Below are 19,988 nucleotides of genomic sequence, written 5' to 3'. Positions count from 1 at the left end.
CATGCCAAATCTTCGCATCATCTATGACAACGCGGCCGACCGCGCAGCGCTGGCGGCCAGCACCACGGCCGGCACGCTGGGCGTGGCCAACCTGCAAAACAACCGCAAGGGCCGCCCGTGGCGCGCCACCGGTACCACGGCGCGCCTGGGCGCCACCTGGGGCGCGCCCGAGCGCATCGGCGGGGTGTTCCTGCCATTCTGCAACCTGTCGCCGACGGCGACGATGCGCGTGCGCGTGTCGAATGAGCCGGCGGTCCAGAACCAGCTGACCTTCTCCGGCCATTTCATGAACCCTGCACTTTGGCGGCTATTTGATGTGTCTATCATTCCCAATATCGCCACCACTCCAGAAGGAAATACAGGTGCTGCGAAGGTCGTGGAAAGCACGGGCAACACCGTGCATGAGCTGTATCGGTCTTTCACCGGTGTTGCGGCGCGCCGGACGACGGTATCAATCTGCGTCAAGGCTGCCGGACGTAGCAAGGTGCGACTGACGCAGGCCACGACAGGCTTTGCAATCGGTGCAGCGGCGATCTTTGACCTTGCGACGGGGACGGTGGGTGCCGTTTCTCATTACGGAGGGATGGCGGGCGCCCTGGCGAGCATCGTACCGCTGAGTGACGGATGGTATCGTTGCGCGATTGATCTGGTCACGTCGGTGGACGGCACCTGGTATCTCGCACTGGACCTCGTAATCGGAACGAACACAGTGAGCTACCAAGGAGATGGTGTAAGCGGCGTCTATGTTACGCATGCACAGGTCGAAGCGGGAAGCCTGACTTCTTATTACCCGGCGACGGTGAATTTCACGGGACGCGCGTCAACGGGCACGTTTATCGGCAATAACGGGTTGCTGCAGACGGCGGCGGCCAATGTGGCGCGGATGCAATACAACCCGCTGAATCTGGCGGCACCGCCATTTTTATTGCTGGAGCCTGCCGCCACCAACAATTTCACCTACTCGGATGGCCTCCTGGCGCAATTCGGGAGTGGGAATGTGATGGCTGCAGTTGTTCCCATCCCTGGTTTCACTAATTCCATCCAATTTGGGGATAACTCCGTAACACGTTACGCGTATAAGAATTCAACCGGCAGCATTGGAACCACGATTGGCGCCACGTACACGATGTCTGTCTTTGTCATGATGGATGATGGTGGCGTGCCGTTTCCAGGCGATACGGGTAACTCCGCAAAAGACTTCGCATTTGTCCGAGAGAACGCGGCGGCGGCATCGACTGGAACGGTTGTGCACATGGGTAATAACATTTACCGTTGCTCATATACATTTGTTGCTACCACAACGGGAGGCCCTGCAAACGGCATCGCGAAGTACCTGCCGCAGTCGGCGCGCGGCTTCAAGGTAGCCGGCTACCAGTTACAACTGGGCGCATATGCGGATTCATTCATTTCAACCGGGGCGGCCAGCGGTACCCGTGCCGCCGACATCGCCACCTCAACACTGGCGACGCGGCCCGCCGGCTACATCGACGCCTGGCAGAGCTACAGCTACGACAGCGGCATGCTGCCGGCGTGTCCCGCCGCCGGCATCAGGCTGCGCGGCTTGACGGCGGCGCAGGCGGCCACTGCCTATGCCTTTGGCGGCGGCGCGTATGCGCGGCACTGGCTGCCGGCGCAGATGCCGGCGCTGGGCGTGGCGATCGATGTCAGCGACCCGGATAACTTGCAGGGCTATCTCGAGGCGGGACGGCTGGTGGTGGGCGAGTACTGGTCGCCTGCCCACAATCCCGACTATGGCGCGTCGATGACGATCATGGACAGCAGCACGCATTACCGCACCGACAGCGGAGACCTGCGGACCGAAGCGGGCACCCGGGCGCGCAAGATGCCGCTGCAGCTGTCCGGCTTGCCAGCGGCGGACCGCACGGCACTGGCCAACATCATGCGCAGCAACGGCATGTCGGGCGCCATGCTGGTCAGCCTGTTTCCTGCATCGCCTGACCTTGAACTGGAACGCGACCACACCATTTTCGGCAAGCTGTCGTCGGTCGCGCCGATCAGCATGCCGTATTGCGACGCCTATTCCGTGCCGCTGGAAATCGAGGAGATCTGAGCATTTCACGAAATCTGTCTCAATCGCAACCCGCTTCGGCGGGTTTTTTTTATGTCATCAACAGAAAGGCAACCATGGCCATCGAAACCACCGCCGCTGGCGGCGCACTGATCAAACTGTTTGGCGTGCCGGTGCTGGCCGGCGCCGCCGCCACGTCGCTGGGCTTCATGTTCATGTGGCCGCAATCCACGAAGGAGGCATTCATCCGTTTTTGTTCCAGCATCATCATCTCCACCTTTCTCGGCCCCGTGCTGGTGGCCGCCGTGCTGTCCTGGTGGCCCAGCCTGTTTGACAGCGCGAAAACCGTGGCGGGCCTGTATGGCGGCGACCCGGCCACCGGTTTCCTGTTCATCGCCGCGCCGCTGATGGTGGCCGCGGGCCTGCCTGCCTGGTGGGTGCTGGGCGCCTGCGTGCGCTGGTTCGACAAGCGCCGCGGCAAGGATATCGGCGAATTGGCGGCGGACGCGGTGGCCGTTGTCAAGGACGTGCGGGGCGTGCTGTGACGGGGGCCCAATTGATGCAGATCATGCCATTGGCGGGCCGACGCGTTACGCTGTTCCTGGCGCCGCTGAATGCGGCGATGGCGGAGTTCGGTATTGATACGCCACTACGCCAGGCGTCGTTTTTGGCACAGGTGGGCCATGAGTCCGGCCAGTTGCGTTACGTGCGCGAACTGGCCAGCGGCGCCGCTTATGAAGGGCGTGCGGACCTGGGCAATGTGATGGCCGGCGATGGCGTGCGCTTCAAGGGGCGCGGCTTGCTGCAGGTAACGGGGCGCATCAACTACGCGGCGTGCGGCGTGGCGCTGGGGGCCGATTTGCTGGGCAAGCCTGATCTGCTCGAGCAAACCGTGCTTGCGTGCCGCTCGGCTGGCTGGTTCTGGCAGTCGCGCGGCTTGAACCGCCTGGCCGATGCGGGCGAGCAGGAACGCATTACGCGCCGCATCAATGGCGGCGTGCATGGCCTGGCCGAGCGCCTGGCCTTGTTCCAAACGGCATGCCGGGTGCTGGCATGAAGCCGCCCTTGACCGTATTGGCGCTGCTGCTGTTGCTGGGTGCTGTCGTGTTCTGCGCGCAGCGCTGGGGCAGGGAATCGGGGCGCGCTGCCTGCTCCGTGCAAGTGCAGGAGGTGCAGCAAGCGCTGCGGCTCCAGCAGCAGGCGGTGGCATTGATGCGCGAGGAGGGCGCGCGCCGTGCCGCGCGGGCGCAACTGGCGCTGGCTGGCGCGCAGGCAGGGCAGGCCGATGCACAGGCGGCTGCGGCGCGCCTTCTCGCATTGCGGCCCGAAGGTGACGCTTGCCGCGCGGCCGAGGCCCTGATTGCCAGCGAGCTGCCATGAGGCGGCGCGTGCAGGAGGCGTCATACAGGCGACTGGGTTGTGCCGTGCTGGCTTGCCTGCTCGGCGCTTGTGCGACAACCGTGCCGCTATCCGAACGGCTGCCTGTCGACGTGGCTGGCGTGCATGCGCGTGTGGCGGCGCCTGCACTGCCGCCGGTTCCCGCGCGCGGCATCTATGAACAGGTGCAAGCCTTGCTGGCGCGCGAGAAGCTGCATGCCGCCCATGCGCGCCAGCTGGAAGCGCTGCTCGATGCCTGCGCCGGCCAGTGACGTGTTCGTGCGGCGTGTCCGCGCATCGTGCCGCCTTCTGGTGCGAGCGGATGCGCACATGCGAGAAAACGGTGCAAATACCGTCGCTAGAAGGTCGTTTTTTTGTTTCTGCAATGGTTTTTTGGCACAATTCCTGTATACAATCGTTGCTGGCACGATGCGTGCATGGCTTTCCCTTGCCATCACCATCCAAGGAGCTTCGCATGTGTCGCCCGCCGTTGCCGTCGTATCCCCGTCGTCCAGTTTCTCTCTTGCTTTTCCCTCTCTCCTGCGCGCCGCATGGCGCCAGGTTCACCGGAAATGGAGCGTAATGTGGCCACTCCCCGTCTGAAATCCGTTCACCGCAGCGCTGCCGGCGCCAGTGCCGCGGCGCCGTCGCCCATCGATGAAATCCTGCCCGCTGGCAAGTTATTTACGCTGGGCCTGCAGCATGTGCTGGTCATGTATGCGGGCGCCATCGCCGTGCCCCTGATCGTCGGACGCGCCCTCAAGTTGCCACCGGAGCAAGTGGCGGCGTTGATCAGCGCCGACCTGTTCTGCTGTGGCCTGGTGACGCTGATCCAGTCGCTGGGCATCGGCAGGCATTTCGGCATCCGCCTGCCCGTCATGATGGGCGTCACCTTTGCCGCCGTCAGTCCCATGCTGGCCATGGCCAACAATCCCGCCCTGGGCATCACGGGCATCTTTGGCGCCGTGATCGGCGCCGGCGTCGTGTCGATGCTGATCGCGCCGTTCATCAGCCGCCTGCTGGCGCTGTTCCCGCCGGTAGTTACTGGCAGCATCATTGCCGTGATCGGCGTGTCGCTGATGCGCGTGGGCGTCAACTGGGCACTGGGCGGTCCGCCGGCCATGGCGCAGATCGCCGATCCCGCATTTGCCCGGATGGCCGCCGCCGCCGTGGCGGCCGGCCTGCCGGCGCCCGGCGGTCCTGTGCCCATGATCGCCAATCCCGGCTATGGTGCGCTGGACAACATGGGCATCGCCTTCTTCGTGCTGGCCGTCATCTTGCTGGTGGCTAAATATGGCCGCGGCTTCCTGTCGAACATTGCCGTGTTGATCGGCATCATCGCCGGCACGGCGCTGTCGTTTGCGCTGGGCAAGGCCGATTTCGCCAAGGTGGCCAGTGCCAAGGCCTTTGCCATCGTCACGCCGTTCCAGTTCGGCATGCCCACCTTCGACCTGGTCGCCATCGTGACCATGAGCCTGGTGATGATCGTCGTCATGATCGAATCGCTGGGCATGTTCCTCGCGCTGGGCGAAATGACAGGCAAGCGCATCGACCAGGCTGACATCAGCCGCGGCTTGCGCGTCGATGGCCTGGGCACCCTGATCGGCGGCATCTTCAATACCTTTCCGTACACTTCGTTTTCGCAGAATGTGGGCCTGGTCGGCGTGACGGGCGTGCGCAGCCGCTGGGTCTGCGTGGCGGCCGGCGTCATTCTGCTGGTCATGGGCGTGATACCGAAGATCGCGCAGACGGCAGAAGCCGTTCCCGCGTTCGTGCTGGGCGGAGCAGGGCTGGTGATGTTCGGCATGGTCGCCGCCACCGGCATCCGCATCCTGGCCGGCGTCGACTACAAGAGCAACCGCAACAACCTGTTCATCGTGGCCCTGTCGATCGGCTTCGGCATGCTGCCGCTGGTGGCGGAGCAATACGCGCAGCACATGCCCAAGGCCCTGTCGCCCCTGCTGCACAGCGGCATCCTGCTGGCGGCCATCGTCGCCGTGCTGCTGAACCTGTTCTTCAACGGCCTGGCGTCGCAGGACGAGGCGCGGGACAAGGCAAGGGAAAACAGTCATGGCAGCGAGTAAGCCGCCATGAGCCGCTCCCGGCTTGCCCGAAGGCAGAGCAAGATGGTGTAATCCGTATCACTTGTGCTAGAATCTTGCCGCGCTGCCCGGATGGTGAAACTGGTAGACACTGGAGACTTAAAATCTCCCGCCTGTAAGGGCGTGCCGGTTCGATTCCGGCTCCGGGCACCAAGAACTCAGCCGTAAAAATCCAAGAACGTCCAAAAACCCGCCTTCGTCATAGGAGAGCGGGTTTTTTGTTGTCCATCCGCGTCCCTTGGCGTACATTAAAAGCGATGAACTTTGTTGGTACTTTTTGCTGGATTTAGGATTTTCTCTAAAAAAATACCATCAGGGAGTGCGCCATGCCACTGTCCGATCTGCTTATCCGCCATGCCGTCTACAAGGGCACGCCCAGCGGCGACAAGTATCCCGACCTGTACGGCATGTACCTGCTGGTCACCCGAACGGGCAAGTACTGGCGCATGAATTACCGCCATGCAGGCAAGCAAAAAACGCTGGCGTTCGGCGTCTACCCCCGCGTGAGCCTGGCCCAGGCGCGGCGCAAGGCCGAAGACGCGCGCAAGGCGCTGGCCGAAGGAATCGATCCGAACGGCGTCAAGCGCGCGCAGAAGGCCGAGCAGCGCAGCGCCGCCTTGAATACCTTCGACAAGCTGGCGCGCCAGTGGCTGCTCACTATCCAGCGCAACGGCAGCGCCAGCACGCGCAAGAAAGTCGGCAACTGGCTCGAAGGCGACGTCATCCCCTACCTGGGCAAGATGCCGCTCAACACCATCCGCCCACGCGACGTGCTGCGCGTGGTGCAGCGCGTCGAGGCGCGCGGCGCGATCGATTCGGCGCACCGCATCAAGCAGCTGTGCGGCCAGGTGCTGCGCTTCGGCGTGGCGATGGACCTCGTCGAGCGCGACGTCACGGCGGACCTGAAAGGCGCATTGACGCCGGTGCCGAGAACGCACTACCCGGCACTGACGGAACCGGGCGATGTCGCGCCGCTGCTGCGCGCCATTTATGGCTACCAGGGCCACGTCACGGCGGTGGCGGCGCTGAAATTGGCGCCCATGCTGTTCGTGCGTCCCGGCGAACTGCGCGCCGCCGAATGGAGCGAAATCGATCTCGATGCCGCCGCGTGGCGCATCCCGGCCAGGAAAATGAAAATGCAGCTCGAACACCTGGTGCCGCTGCCGACACAGGCCGTGGCGATCCTGCGCGCGCTGCAGCCAGTCACCGGCGAAGGCCGCTATGTGTTTCCCGGCCTGCGCAGCGGCCAGCGCTGCATGAGCGAAAACACCATCAATGCGGCGCTGCGTTCCCTGGGCTATGCCAAGGAAGTCATGACCGGCCACGGTTTCCGCGCCATGGCCCGCACCATCCTCGACGAAGTGCTGCAAGAGCGCGTGGACCTGATCGAGCACCAGCTGGCGCACAGCGTCATCGACCCGAACGGGCGCGCCTACAACCGCACGGCGCACCTGCCTGCGCGCCGCGCCATGATGCAGCGCTGGGCCGACTATCTCGACGCCCTGCGCGACGGCGTCGCCACGCCGCCAGCCTGACGGCGACGCCCGCCGGGAGAAAGAAAACCAGTGGCGGCGCTGGCAGGAACAGGTGTGGCGATACGCATGCCTGTCGCCTGCGCGCCACGATGGGCGACACGGCGTGCGTCCACCCGCATCCGCCGTCGTCCTGTTTCGCGACAGCGCCCGCGCTGTTTGATATCGCGTAAGAAAAGCGGCTGGCCCGCGCCTACATTAAAGACCGGGGAGCCGCGGGCGCGTGGGCTGGCGAGGAGCAAGCCATGTTTTCGCTTCGCTCAAACCGGCTTGCCCTGCGGGGCCATCCTCGCTGCGCTCGTCCACCACGCCAGGAGCATCGATGCACGCCGAGACCACGCCACGCAAGCGACAAGGCGGCCGCCCGAAAGGCGACCCGGCCGCCGTGCGCGGCGCCACCATCGGCGTGCGCGTCTCGGCCGCCGAACATGCGGCGCTGCTGGAACGCGCCGCCCGCATGCAGATGCGTCCCGCCCAATGGCTGCGCGCCGCAGCGCTGGCGCGCACCTTGCCCCCGCCGCCCGTCGCCGCCATCAACCGCGAACACTACGTGGAACTGGCCCGCCTGGCGTCCAACCTGAATCAGTTGACCCATCTCGCCAACGAGGGTGGCCGCGTCGCCGTGGCCGACGCCCTGCTGCAGCGGCTGATCGCGGAAACGCGCCGCCTGCGGCTGGCACTCTTGGGCGTGAAGGAGCAGGACGATGATCGCTAAGGCCATCAAGGGACGCGGCTTTCGCGGCGTGCTGGCGTATGACCTGGGCAAGGAGCAGGCGCGCGTGATCGACACCAACATGACCGGCCGCACGCCGCGCGAACTGGCGCAGGAATTCGGTGCCGTGCGCAAGCTGCGCCCAGGCCTGGGCAAGGCGGTGCTGCATGTATCGCTGTCGGCCGCGCCGGGAGAGCAGCTGTCCGACGCCCAGTGGACGCAGATCGCGGGCCGCTATCTGGCGGGCATGGGCCTGGACGACAACCAGTACCTGCTGACGCGCCATGCCGACACCCGGCATGAACACGTGCACCTGCTGGTCAATCGCGTGCGCTGCGATGGCGGCGTTGCCAGCGACAGCCACGACTACCGGCGCCAGGAAGTCATCATGCGCGCGGTCGAACGCGACTTCGGCCTGCAGCAGCTGCGCCCCTCCACCGAGGCGCCGCGCCGCGCGGCGAGCCGGGGCGAAGTCGAGGCAGGCCTGCGCACAGGCATCGCCTCGACGCGGCAGCGCCTGCAGCAGTTGTGCGACGCCGCCATCACCGGCTGCGGCAGTTTCACCGCTTTCATGCAGCGCCTGGCAGCGGCGGGCGTGGCCCTGGTGCCGGTGACGCAGCGCCATGACAGCACCCTGGCGGGCCTGTCCTACCGCCTCGATGGCGTACTGATGAAGGGCAGCGATCTGGGACGCGGATACAGTCCCATGGGATTGGCGAAACGAGGAGTCCACTATGACAAAGAGCGAGACCTTGCGGCAGTTGGCCACTGCCGAGAATACGGCGCAACTGGACGCGCTGGCGTGCAGGATGGCGCAGCTGCACCAGGCGAAGCTGGCCAGCGCCGAGGAACTGGCGGCGATCCTGGAGCCGCTGGCGCAGGCGATGGCGGCCCTGACGGACGAGGCGCACCAGACGATGCAGCAGCTGAACGTCGATGGCACGCGCCAGGGGGAGCAGTTCCGGCACCAGATCGAGGCGGCGGCGAGCGCCTGGCGCAGCGCGGAACAGGCGGCGCGCGTGAGCGCCCGGGCAATCGAATCCAGCAACCAGACGCTGTCGCAGCGCCAGTATCTGCTGGCCGCGCTGGTGGGCATGATGACGGGGCTGCTCGCCAGCGCATTATGGCTCTGTCTGGCACCTGCCCCCAGGCTGCAGAACGTGCTGGACGCGCAGCAGCTGGCTGCGCTGATCCGGCCCGCGACCGCAGCCTGGAAGCCGTGCGCGGGCAAATGACGGCACTGGGCTGCGCCCAGTTCGTCGTCAGGCTGGCGCAGGCAAGGGACGGCAAGCAAGAGACGCGGCAGTGGAGCGGGCTGGAACTGCTGCGCAGCCTGGCCTGGCTCAAGCGCATGAACGCGCGCGGCTACGACATCACCGTGCGGCCCGCAGGCCAGCATGGCCTGGTGCTGCTCGACGGCTTGCAAGAGGCTGACTTGCAGCGCCAGGAGGTGCGCGGCTGGCAAAGCGCCGCCGTGGTGGAAACGCGGCGTGGCCGCTTCCAGGCCTGGATCAAACTGTCCGCGCAGCCCGTCGCAGACGCCTTGCGCGGCCAGGCGACATCGCGCCTGGCGTCCGAGCTTTGCCGCAGCGGCAGCGGCAGCGCCATCACGGTTGCCGAATTTGGCGCGCTGGCCGGATTAACCTGCCACGCTCCGGGCATGGCCGAAGGGCCAGCGGCACGCTATGCGCTGCTGCACGCATCGAGCGGTGCAGTGGCAGCCGCCGCAGCACCCTGCCTGGAGCGCATGGCGCACCTGCCGGACCCGCCGCTACCGCCCAGGCTATCCATGCCGCAGGGCGCTGTCCGGAAACGCTCGAGCGGGCGCGCCAGATAACCGGCCAGGTGCTGGCGACCTTAGCAGCAGCTTTACCGGTTGTATTTCGGCATGGCGGCGAACGTTTGGTGTATAGGAAAGCTTTTGCACGGGCGTGATAGTGCGTGTAGTTTTCCGTTCGGCAATTTGCTATTTTCGGGAGCGCTTGTCGGCTGCGGATTCAATTAAGTAACGGCGGCAAGCGGCCAGAAGCAGCCATTTAGAGCAGAGTGACAATGTGTGAGAATTTCTGCTTGGCAATCCGCTATGCTCTGCTGCCGCTATCGGCCAATAGCAGCCACGAGCATTGATTAATGATTTTTGCCAGATTGAATGGAAATGAACATCAAGGACTACGAGAACCTGCCAGATGGACTTGATCCTTTGACGGTTTGGGAGCATACCAGGATTGCACTAATCGAATCCGAAGGGGGGGGGACAAGTGCCTTACCCTCCGTAAACTTCACGAGCTCGCGCACCATCAATGGCACACCTTTGAAATTCCCCCATCAGGTCTTCGCGATCAGTTACAAAGTTGGCTTCATGAGCATTGGCAGCATTCGTATCAGTTCATTGAATCCGTTCTGCTAATTGCCTATAGTTTCTGTCTAAACAAGGGGATTTATTCTAAGGCGCTAGAAGAGTTCCCTGGTGCTTTCAGCTTGAGCGAGCAAGATCTTGAACAGTCAGCAGGCGAAAGCATGAATCCGTGGTGGTCTTTGGCTCCAAAAGTAAAATGACTGAGCAAGGCGTAAGCATGTTTTTCTTTGACATGTGACCGCTTTTGGGAGCAGCCTACCAATGACAGCAAACGGCCAGAAGCGGTCGCTCACAATATTGAATCGCTGCTATTTGGCCGTCTTTCCATTCCTCATTTAGACTCTACAGACTGCCGTCCGGATTGAGATAAACTGAAGCAACTTCAACGGTTTGGATATTAAAAATATTCGTGAAGGATTTTTGGTGCAGCTCACGCGAGGTACGAGAGGTATAGTGAATAGACCTTTCAGGAAAAAGTTTTAATGTGGTATTTTTCAATTAAAATATTTTACAGGAAAATAAAATGCGCTGGCAAGATTTAGAACGCGAAGTTAGAAAAATTGCGGAATCGGTTTGGTCAACAAAGGCCGAGCCAGAAAACGTGGCTGATATTCGCTGCGATACCGTTTTAAAAATAAAAAAAGACTATTGGATACTTATAGAAATATCGAAGCGAGATGATCTGAATAAATTGAGAGGCGATGTTGCAAAACTAAATTCAATGAAGCAGGCATTATTGAGCAAAAGAATTTACTCGGAAAGTTTCTTTGTAACATCTGGTGACTATACTTCGCTGAGAGGAACCGGTGAAGCATTAGATGTAGAGGTTCATAGCTTGGAAACTTTTGCCTCAAAATTTATAGGCTCATCCCAATATATAGCTGAACGATTACGCAGCCCTTTTGGAAGCGCTGTCGATCCTGACACAGGCAACGTCGACGAGAAGTATTACACCCCTATACGATATTTAGATGACTCTGGCAGAGAATACACTGTATCCGACATAACTGAAAAATTAAAACACGGCACCAAAATCGTGTTGATGGGGGAGTTCGGATCGGGTAAATCTCGTTGCATAATGGAAGTTTTTAGAAGTTTAATTGTTAATAATTCTCAATTTCCACCGCTCGCAATTAATCTTCGGGAAAGTTACGGAGTTAAAAAGTTTAATAGATTGATTGCTGATCATTTAGATATATTAGGTTTAGGTGAATATAGCGATAATATTGTTCGAAGTGTTCGGCACGGACAGCAAATAATTTTGCTAGACGGATTTGACGAGATTGGTTCGCAGCCATGGTCAGGTGATCCAAATCGGCTTAGGGAAGTCAGGAAGAAAAGTCTTGAGGGGGTAAGGGACCTGATTTCCTCCGCAGGCGCCGCAGGGATTTTCCTTGCAGGAAGGGAACATTACTTTTCTTCCGATATTGAAATGGCAGAATGTTTAGGGCTTAATCTTCCTGATGTATTGTTATTGAAATCCCCTAGTGAATTCTCCAGTGATGAGCTAGCCGAATACCTAAAACTTAATACTAAACTACAAGCTGTTCCGGACTGGATGCCGCGTAAGCCACTGATCTGCCAACTTCTAGCTAGATTGAGCAATGAAGAGGTCGAACGGATTGAATCTGCGGCTGAGGGGGAATTGGAATTTTTCGAAAGCGTATTTGATGCTATATGCGCGCGAGAAACTAAAGCAAATCCCGCTATTTTCAAGGACAGTTTAAAGAATATTTTGCTTTCATTGGCTCAGCGCACTAGGGAAAAGTATGAGGGTAGCGAAAATATAACTGCAGAAGAAATAAATACCGTATTTTTTGAAGTGACAGGATCGCCGCCTATTGATGAAGCTGCACAGTTGTTGCAAAAACTCCCTTATTTGGGGCGGACGGGTGATGGAGGAGCAGAGAGAATTTTTGTCGATGACTATGCTAAAGACGGACTTCGTGGAATAGCACTTGGAAATTCATCGCTGAAATCAGAGAAATCGATTGCTAAAAAAAGGTGGCTTCAGCCATTAGGGGAGTTAGGTTTGCGCATGTTCACGCGCGTGGCCGGGCTAGAGCATGAAACAGAAAAGTTTGTAAAATATTGTTGCTCACATGTCAACACGCAAATAGGTTGCGATTTTGTAGCTGCTAAAATTTTTCAGGGGCAAGAAGCAATCGATTTTCGAGGTTTTTCTGTATTCGATGGCCGAATAAAAGAATTACCTCTAGTTGATATAGAAATTTCTAATCTTTCAATTGTAGGTGTAGAAATTGAAAAGTTAGTTATTGAAGGTGCGAATTTCAATTCAACAACATTCACAGATTGCATGATTACAGTTCTAAAAGGAGCTTCAGATCTTTCTGGATTTTCTGAAGTATTTTTCGCACCTATTGTAGGGAAAAGTGAAGACACGTCTTCGGTAGCAAAAATAAGTGAACTAAATCTCACAAATAAGCAAAAAACGTTGCTAGCTATTCTAAAAAAACTTTTCTTTCAAAAGGGGCGCGCCCGACAGGAGGAAGCACTTCTAAGAGGAGCCGAAAAATATTGGGATGCAGAAGCTGCCGAAAAAGCTATTCAGTATATGGTATTGCACAAAATTGTTACCCGCGATCCAGGTCGACAAGGGAGCCTTTATGCGCCTCAAAGGAAATACACTCGACGTATTGAGCAAATAATGAAAATGCAAAATAATTCAAAAGATGATTTGTGGCTTGCAATAATTTGACGTTGCATTTTATTTAATCACGAATGGTTTTACAGATGGTGCAATGGATTTTCTCTTCCCTCCCATTTAGAAATAAGTTTCCGCACCTAGTCTTGGCGTGCTTGATCGACCATTCCGAGAAGGTGCGCGAAGCCTAGGTGTCAAGACCCGCCGGGTTGCAGCGGTTGCACTCGCGTACCGGTGGGCGTCTGGAGGGCAGAGCGCGTTTCGCCGAAGGTCCTCTTTGGGGCGTAAGCGGACACCGCAATACAGAAGCAGCCACCTCAAAAAATCGCAGTAGTTTCGGCCATGCTTTTCAAGAAGGTATTCCCTTACTGCTGATGCTTGCAGGAACGAAAATACAAAGTCAAAAAAAACTTCAACGCGAGTACTAGCATTTGACGTTTTTTGTACTAGACTATTTGTCTGAAGTCACCAGCAACCGCTCCAGGTGGAATGGTAACGAAGAACTTTTTCTCCAATGATGGTATTTATGATGGTATTTTTGGATATTGGCTGAGTTAACAGAGCGGTTTTCGATTCCGGCTCCGGCACCAAGAACTCAGCCGTAAAAATCCAAGAACGTCCAAAAACCCGCCTCCGTCATAGGAGCGCGGGTTTTTTGTTGTCCATTCGCGTCCATCGGCGTCGATTAAAAGCGATGCACTTTGTTGGCACTTTTTGCCGGATTTAGGATTTTCTCTAAAAATGCCCGCAGTTCCGCTTCGCCAGCCAGGTGCGGCTCGGCGCTGCGCAGGGCGAGACGACGTCGCAGATCGTCTCGCGCGTGCTGGGCAAGAGCGCAAAGGCGGCCGATTCACTGGCCGACAAGCCTGCGCTGCCTGCCACGCCGCCCACCCCCCCGCAACATGTTCTTCCATCGTTCGGCTATCCAACTGGCCTGCCGTGCGCCGGCCATGCCGGATGAAGCGACTCGGCCGATGACGTGAAGATGGTAAGCAATCCGGTTTCCGGCATCTTCTACGAGTTCTGCATCTACAAGCAGAAGCGCCAGGTCCGCTACGAGGTCAGCCTGGCCCGGGGCGTGAAAGCAGTTGCGCCGTGCCACATGGGCGTCCTGATCGGCGCGTAAGCCCGGCAGATATCCTTAAACTCGGCCCGGCCAGCACTGCGGCGCTGCCGGGCCTCACCAGGAATTCACCATGGATACCATCAAAATCGCATCGACGGACCCGCGCACCCAAGGCCAGTTCGTCGTCATCAACAAATCCGACTTCAACCCCGACGTGCACGAGCTGTACGGCGACGACAACGACCTGGGCGCGCACATCGAGCGCGCGCCGACCACAGATGAATTGCTTGCGACTCGCGCTCACCTCGCAGAACGCGGCCGCGAGCTGAATGAGCGCGAACACAGCCTGATAGCTGAGATGGACCGCGTTGCCGAGCAGGCCCGCGCCAACGAGACCGAAGCACAGCGCCTGCGCGTTGAAGCGGCAAGCTTCCAGGCCGCCAAGGATGCAGCTGTCGCCGCCGCACAGTTGCAAGTTGTATCGGACACGGCTACGGCCGTGGTCGAAAAGCCGGCGAAGGCAGCCAAGGCGTAATCCTTGGCTATCACCGCCCCGCGCGCCGGGGCATTCCCTAAACTGCATTCCCGAAAGCCACTATGCCAACCATTACCTCCAGCGGCATGCCGCAAACCATCAGCCTTCCCGAGGGCCAATTTCTTAATGTCAGCGCCGCCGCCAGTGCGGCTGGTGTCGTCTACCGTCTTGATCCTGTGCGAGGCGGCACGAACTCGTTGCAATCGTGGGTCGTTGGCCCTGGTGGGCTGGCCCCGATCGGTCCATTCCCAGATCAGCAACGGTTCCTGGTGACGTGTTCCACAGGGAAGGTCGATGTAAAAGTACAGAGCGCCGCTCTGTTTGCAGCGCACCACCAAAGCAGTGCTGCCTGCGTCTCGCTGCCTTGGTTGAAAGACGGGTTGCCCAATATGGATCTGTACGTCATGGGTTTTTCAGCGCGTCCTACGATTTTCCTTGACCCATCGGCAACTGGTAGCCGCGATTTGGGTACGCTGGCAGATCCGTTCACCACGCAGGCACAAGTCCAGTTTGCATGTTCGGGGGATATGTCGGGCCAAGTATTAGGGATTAAACGCGGCACCACGTTGCGCGTTACCGGCACCGAAGGCCTTGCATTGGAATGCCATGGAACTGCGACCAGGCCGTTCATCATCTGTCCGTACGGTGACGCGGATGCGCTGCCGATTATCACGGCTGGCGTGGTGCGTAACGACTGGGTGCAACACGCTGGCAATATTTACAAGTTGACGGGAATTACGAAAAATACTGACGTTTTTCAAGATGACCAGCGGCTTTGGAAAAAGACATCCCTGGACGCCGTGACTGGAGAGGGGATGGCGTTTTACGATTCTGCTGCGGGAACTCTTTATATTTGGGCATTTGGTAGCGCAAATCCCAATGCCGCTACTATGGAGACACAGGGCTCGGAGTTCGCCCTGGGGATCCGCTATTCGAACGTCGCCGCTACCGGAAATGTCCATGTGGTTGGTATGGATTGTCGCAAGGGCCGCAATATTTCCTTGCGCGCCGGGCCGCCCGCGGCGCGAGGGGCAATCACTGCGGTTGCCGGCATTTGGTTTGTCGGCTGCCGTGGTGGCCAGGCTGGATACGATGCGGTAGGCCTGACCTCCGCCAGTGATGCAATCCTGATGTATGGCGTGAGCGATCTGGTGCGCGGAACGGACTGTATGATGATCGGGTGCGAGGGTTACGATTCCCTCAATAACGCTTTCGAGACCGCGAACATGGATGGACTCATCCACGACGGCAACTATGGGCATGATGTCGGCGGCAATTCGATCCTGGAGCTTTGGTCGTCTTGCTCGAACAGCCAAGTTCGCAACAACTATGGAGAACGGGCGCGTCATGCTGGCCGTATTTTTACCGCGTACCATGCGGGCGGGATATGGGCGACTGTATTTTCCAACGCAGCCGGGACCGCGACGTCGCATGCCGCCTTCCAAGATAATGTTTATGAATTTAATATCATTCGTGACTCTGAAATCCAGGGGATCGAAATATATGGCGGCACGGGAAATAAGGTCCGCCATAATACCTTTTACAACTCGGTCGACACTTCGACGAATCGGCTTATCAATATCTTTACAAATTGCACCTTGGACGGGGCGTGCGATGCCGATGTCACGAACAACGTTGTTGTATGCGGGAATACTGGCAATCGCTTCTTCATTGATCTTTTGCAGGGATCCACTACAAGCAGCACGGGCGCCGCGATCACAGCTACCGTGACGGGTGATAACAACTGCTATCTGCAGTACCAAGGGGTGCCATCCGGTGGCCTGCGCTGCAATGGCATCGGGACCGGTGCATCACTGCCGACGCCCTACCAGTCCGCTGCCGCGCCGTTTGATTCCAATTGCATTATCAAACTGGCGGCACAAGGGGACTTTGTCCCAGCCTTCATTTCGGATACGTATCGCCCCCTGACCGCGTTGCTGAAAACAGGCGGTAAAACGGGGCTTCCTCTGCGCCGCTACAAGGACGGCTTCGCGTATGACCGAGCCTCCTGTGCGGTGGGAGCCTTCGGATCATGACTATCATCGTCGAAACCGGCGCCGGCCTGTCCGTCGCGGAATCGTACGCCAGCGTCGCGGCGGCCGCCGCGCGCTGGGCCGGCCGCCGCGTCTATCAGCACCAGGCGCTGGACTGGCCGCGCCACAACGTGTTGATCGATGGCTTCATCGTGCCCAGCACCATCGTGCCAGCGGACGTGGTCAATGCCTGCATCGACCTGGCCGTGCACGCCCGCAGCGGCGAGGATCTGCTGCCCGACCTCGATACCGGTTCGAACGCCATCGAACGCGACAAGGTGGGGCCAATCGATACGGAGTACTTCCAGAACAACACGGACGCGCGCGCGTTTCGTGGCCGTCGACGCGTTCCCGGCGCCTTGCTTCGGTTCGGCCGGCGGCGGCAATTCGATGAAGGTGGTGCGAGCATGACAATCATCGCCCGGGATGGTAAGACCCTTGCCGCAGATAAGCACGGGACCAATTCCGGCTGCGCTTACGCTGTAACGAAAATCCATCGGGTGCCCGGAGGTCAGATGGCGTTCAGCGGATCCGGCTCGCATGCCGCCGCGCTCTTGAACTGGTTCGAAGCCGGACGGCCTGCGGATGCGTACTCAATTGGCACCGAAGAAAACGGAGCGGGCAGCATGTTCATCGCCTCGGATCGGAAAATGGTCATGTATGTCTTCAGCGGACCCCACCCTGAATGAATAGAGGAGCGGTTCTTCGCGCGCGGTGCCGGCCGCGACTACGCTTTGGCTGCTGTGCATTCAGGGAAAAGTCCACGCGAGGCAGTGGAAGTGGCATGTTTTTTGATACCTCATGCGGCAAAGGCATCGACGTGCTGGATATCGAACGAACGACTACACCAAAACCGCCGCACGCACCGACCACAGCGCCGGTAGGGTAGCGCTACGTCCGGGCAACCCCCGCATACACATCGATCTGCCCGGCTGAAGCTGGCGAGCTGCGCATTTGGGGCGTGCTGACTGGCCTCGTGCGTACGCTGCGGGTGTGACATGAGCGATCCGAGCAAGCAGATATTTTCGCTTGTCGAGATCAACAATATGTACATCAGCTGCGAACGCGCTTTCGATCCCCACTTGCGCGACTGCCCAGTGGTGCTCCTGTCCAACAACGACGGCTGCGCCGTGGCAAGGTCGAACGAGGCGAAGGCCCTGGGCGTGCCAATGGGCGCGCCGTGGTTTCGATGAGTCATTTCTCGGCTTGAATGGCCTCGGAGGCCCATGGGAATCACCAGCAGTCGTGGAGCAGGATATCCGTGAAAGGGACTCCAATGGATGAGCTTGCCTGTATGCGTGGCAAGCGGAGCATCGTCGAAAACTCTTGCAACACTCGCTAATCATATGGCCAAGAAATTTCCATTGTTCGATAGCGTATGCGACTTTTCCACAATGTCGGATGGGGGAGCCATGAGTAGATCCGGATGAAACGGTCCGCGGTGTTGGAATTTCACGCACTCGGCGAATAATCCTTGCTGTGGCTGGTGTAGCGCAGGCCGGCGCGCAGTTTCAGGGCGTCGCGCGGCATTCCGGCGCAATCTGTGCCTGGCCGGCGATCACGTGCCGGGTGCAAGAAGTGCGACAGTTGCCGCGGATTTTTTTGCTTGGTGGATGTGTGCCTGGAATGCGACAGGGGATGTGCCGGCTGGGCAAATCCCCTGTGCGGTTCAAGCAGGCATGCAGGCAGCATGCCCGTCGCGGCTCAGAACTCTTCCCAATCGCCCGCCGTCACGGCTTCCGCCTGCGCCGTGCGCTGTTTCGCGGGTGCGGCCTGGCGTTTGGCGGGGCTGCTGGCGGGCGCCGGTACCAGGCGCAGCGGCTTGGCGCTGGCGCTGGCGCTGGCGCGTGCCGGGGCTGGTGCGGGTGCCGCTACATGGCTGTCGCGCGTCTTGAAGATGCTCACGGTCTGCACCAGGTGGCTGGCCTGGTCGCGCAGCGACTCGGCCGCTGCGGCCGCTTCTTCCACCAGCGACGCGTTTTGTTGCGTCACGCTGTCCATCTGCGCCACCGCCTGATTGATCTGTTCGATGCCGGCCGACTGTTCCTGGCTGGCGATCGTGATTTCAGCGATGATGTTGCTGACGCGTTCCACGCTGGCGACCACTTCCGTCATCGTCGTGCCCGCCTGGGCGGCCAGCCGGGCGCCCGCATCGACGCGGTTCACGGAATCGTCGATCAATGCCTTGATTTCCTTGGCGGCGCTGGCGCTGCGCTGGGCCAGGCCGCGCACCTCGGTCGCCACGACGGCAAAGCCGCGGCCCTGTTCGCCGGCCCGTGCCGCTTCCACGGCCGCGTTCAAGGCCAAAATGTTCGTCTGGAAGGCGATGCCATCGATGACGCTGATGATGTCGACAATCTTGCGCGACGATTCGCTGATCAGGTCCATGGTGCCCATCACCTGTCCCACCACGGCGCCGCCCTTGCTGGCCACGTCCGATGCCGTGGTGGCCAGCACATTGGCTTCCCTGGCATTGTCGGCATTCTTGCGCACGGTGCTGGTCAGCTCTTCCATCGAGGAAGCGGTTTCTTCCAGCGAGCTGGCTTGCTGTTCCGTGCGCATGGAAAGGTCGTTGTTACCAGAGGAAATCTCCGCTGCGGCAAGCGAGACCGTGTCCGAATCCAGGCGGACGGACGAGACCACCGACGTCAGCGATACCTGCATGCGCTGCAGCGCGGCGAGCACGCTGGCGCTATCGTTCGAGGCAACGCCGAGTTCGCCCGTCAGATCGCCAGCGGCAAGCAGGCTGACTGCCTCGCACAGCTGGCGCGGTTCGGCGCCCAGTGCCTTCAGCAGCTGACGGGTGATGAGCCAGCCTGCCAGGGTCGCCAGCACGATGGACAGCACGCTGGCGCCGATGAGGATATTTCTGTTGAGAATGTAACTCTCATTGTCTTCCTTCAGGACGAGGGCGGAGCGCTGGTCCGTCATGGCGAAATACTCATCGCTCGCGGCGACGAGGGCGGCCAGCAGCGGACGGCATTCTTCGTTCATCTTGGCGATGGCTTGCTCGTTCTTTTTCTGCAGGGCCAGGTCCACGATGGCCAATGCCACGGGGGAGTAGCGCTTTTCGATGTCGTCGATCTTGGCGATCACGCCGCGCACATCGTCCGATACATCGGGCGTCTTGGCCAGGTCCAGCAAGTGTTGCATGTTCTTTACGACCTCGGCCTGTGCCTGCAGCACGAGTTTGTGTTCGACTTCCATGTCTTCAGGCTTGGTCACCAGTACCAGGTTCCTGGCGGCGACAGCGCGCATGTCGATCGCATCGCGCACCCGATGCGCCGTGTTGGCGCGAGCGGTAATGCCATTGACATACATGTCAAAGCTGCTGTTGAAGTTGGATAAGCTCCTCACGGAGAGGATCGAGATGCCGATGAGAAAAAAGACCAGCAAGCCGAAAGCCAGGGTCAGTTGCTTGCGAACAGTTAATGTATTCATGATGCCTCTCCCAAAAATGCGTGCCGAAGACTAGAAAGTTTGCTTGCGTAGGCGTCGGCAGGCTGCTGTTTGGCGGCTGGTCGTGCCCTACGGAATGTTTCTATATCCACAACACGGATTTGTGGTGTGAGGATCGTGTT

Annotated in this window: 17 protein-coding genes, 1 tRNA gene and 1 pseudogene; 18 read left to right on the top strand and 1 reads right to left on the bottom strand. The window is 59.5% G+C overall.

Annotated features, from left to right (window positions below; translation table 11 throughout):
- The first annotated feature begins 1 nt into the window (after position 1).
- The 18 genes and pseudogenes from AC3RCJ_RS18785 to AC3RCJ_RS18700 all read left to right on the top strand — a co-directional run bounded on the left by AC3RCJ_RS18785 (position 2) and on the right by AC3RCJ_RS18700 (position 17,600).
- Positions 2-2,071, top strand: coding sequence for a phage head spike fiber domain-containing protein (locus tag AC3RCJ_RS18785; protein ID WP_492962216.1), 2,070 nt, complete (start codon positions 2-4; stop codon positions 2,069-2,071).
- Between the two features lie 74 nt (positions 2,072-2,145).
- Positions 2,146-2,574, top strand: a complete 429-nt coding sequence (locus tag AC3RCJ_RS18780; RefSeq protein WP_492962218.1) for a hypothetical protein — start codon at positions 2,146-2,148, stop codon at positions 2,572-2,574.
- A 23-nt stretch (positions 2,575-2,597) separates the two neighbouring features.
- Positions 2,598-3,086: a glycoside hydrolase family 19 protein gene (locus AC3RCJ_RS18775; RefSeq protein WP_492962220.1), complete on the top strand. Its 489-nt coding sequence runs from the start codon at positions 2,598-2,600 to the stop codon at positions 3,084-3,086.
- Positions 3,083-3,409, top strand: coding sequence for a hypothetical protein (locus tag AC3RCJ_RS18770; RefSeq protein WP_492962222.1), 327 nt, complete (start codon positions 3,083-3,085; stop codon positions 3,407-3,409). The genes AC3RCJ_RS18775 and AC3RCJ_RS18770 overlap by 4 nt, the downstream gene beginning before the upstream one ends.
- An 80-nt stretch (positions 3,410-3,489) precedes the next feature.
- Positions 3,490-3,678 carry a hypothetical protein gene (locus AC3RCJ_RS18765; protein WP_492962224.1) on the top strand — a complete coding sequence of 63 codons (189 nt, stop codon included), beginning with the start codon at positions 3,490-3,492 and terminating at the stop codon, positions 3,676-3,678.
- A gap of 300 nt (positions 3,679-3,978) precedes the next feature.
- Entirely contained in the window at positions 3,979-5,490 is a 1,512-nt protein-coding gene (locus tag AC3RCJ_RS18760) for a nucleobase:cation symporter-2 family protein (protein WP_492962303.1), read from the top strand.
- Between the two features lie 84 nt (positions 5,491-5,574).
- A tRNA-Leu gene (locus AC3RCJ_RS18755) sits at positions 5,575-5,661 on the top strand.
- Positions 5,662-5,834: 173 nt separating this feature from the next.
- Complete coding sequence (locus AC3RCJ_RS18750; RefSeq protein WP_193068888.1) at positions 5,835-7,043, top strand: tyrosine-type recombinase/integrase; 1,209 nt, start codon at positions 5,835-5,837, stop codon at positions 7,041-7,043.
- Between the two features lie 319 nt (positions 7,044-7,362).
- Positions 7,363-7,755, top strand: coding sequence for a plasmid mobilization protein (locus AC3RCJ_RS18745; protein WP_071075382.1), 393 nt, complete (start codon positions 7,363-7,365; stop codon positions 7,753-7,755).
- A pseudogene (locus tag AC3RCJ_RS18740) lies at positions 7,745-8,158 on the top strand (relaxase/mobilization nuclease domain-containing protein); the annotation flags it as partial. The gene AC3RCJ_RS18745 and the pseudogene AC3RCJ_RS18740, both read left to right, overlap by 11 nt.
- Positions 8,159-8,486: 328 nt before the next feature.
- A complete protein-coding gene (locus tag AC3RCJ_RS18735; RefSeq protein WP_492965790.1) occupies positions 8,487-8,987 on the top strand; it encodes an IncQ-type mobilization protein MobB in 501 nt (166 codons plus the stop codon).
- Positions 8,988-9,907: 920 nt separating this feature from the next.
- A complete protein-coding gene (locus AC3RCJ_RS18730; RefSeq protein ID WP_086144828.1) occupies positions 9,908-10,159 on the top strand; it encodes a hypothetical protein in 252 nt (83 codons plus the stop codon).
- A gap of 472 nt (positions 10,160-10,631) precedes the next feature.
- Positions 10,632-12,827, top strand: a complete 2,196-nt coding sequence (locus AC3RCJ_RS18725) for an NACHT domain-containing protein (RefSeq protein ID WP_086144829.1) — start codon at positions 10,632-10,634, stop codon at positions 12,825-12,827.
- A 931-nt stretch (positions 12,828-13,758) separates the two neighbouring features.
- The gene (locus AC3RCJ_RS18720; protein WP_492962228.1) at positions 13,759-13,899 is read left to right on the top strand and encodes a hypothetical protein; all 141 of its coding nucleotides are present in this window, start codon (positions 13,759-13,761) and stop codon (positions 13,897-13,899) included.
- 70 nt (positions 13,900-13,969) lie between these two features.
- Entirely contained in the window at positions 13,970-14,374 is a 405-nt protein-coding gene (locus AC3RCJ_RS18715) for a hypothetical protein (protein WP_492962230.1), read from the top strand.
- Between the two features lie 62 nt (positions 14,375-14,436).
- Entirely contained in the window at positions 14,437-16,410 is a 1,974-nt protein-coding gene (locus tag AC3RCJ_RS18710; RefSeq protein WP_492962232.1) for a hypothetical protein, read from the top strand.
- A complete protein-coding gene (locus AC3RCJ_RS18705; protein ID WP_492962234.1) occupies positions 16,407-17,096 on the top strand; it encodes a DnaT-like ssDNA-binding protein in 690 nt (229 codons plus the stop codon). Before AC3RCJ_RS18710 ends, AC3RCJ_RS18705 begins: the two co-directional genes overlap by 4 nt.
- A 309-nt stretch (positions 17,097-17,405) precedes the next feature.
- Positions 17,406-17,600 carry a Y-family DNA polymerase gene (locus AC3RCJ_RS18700; protein ID WP_492962236.1) on the top strand — a complete coding sequence of 65 codons (195 nt, stop codon included), beginning with the start codon at positions 17,406-17,408 and terminating at the stop codon, positions 17,598-17,600.
- A gap of 511 nt (positions 17,601-18,111) precedes the next feature.
- Here the strand turns inward: AC3RCJ_RS18700 and AC3RCJ_RS18695 are convergent.
- A complete protein-coding gene (locus AC3RCJ_RS18695) occupies positions 18,112-19,848 on the bottom strand; it encodes a methyl-accepting chemotaxis protein (protein WP_492962238.1) in 1,737 nt (578 codons plus the stop codon).
- Positions 19,849-19,988: the final 140 nt, after the last annotated feature.

This window comes from Janthinobacterium sp. GW822-FHT07H11 (genome assembly GCF_058798615.1).
The sequence above is the reverse complement of the archived record's forward strand: the minus strand, read 5'-3'. Positions and strand labels throughout refer to the sequence as shown.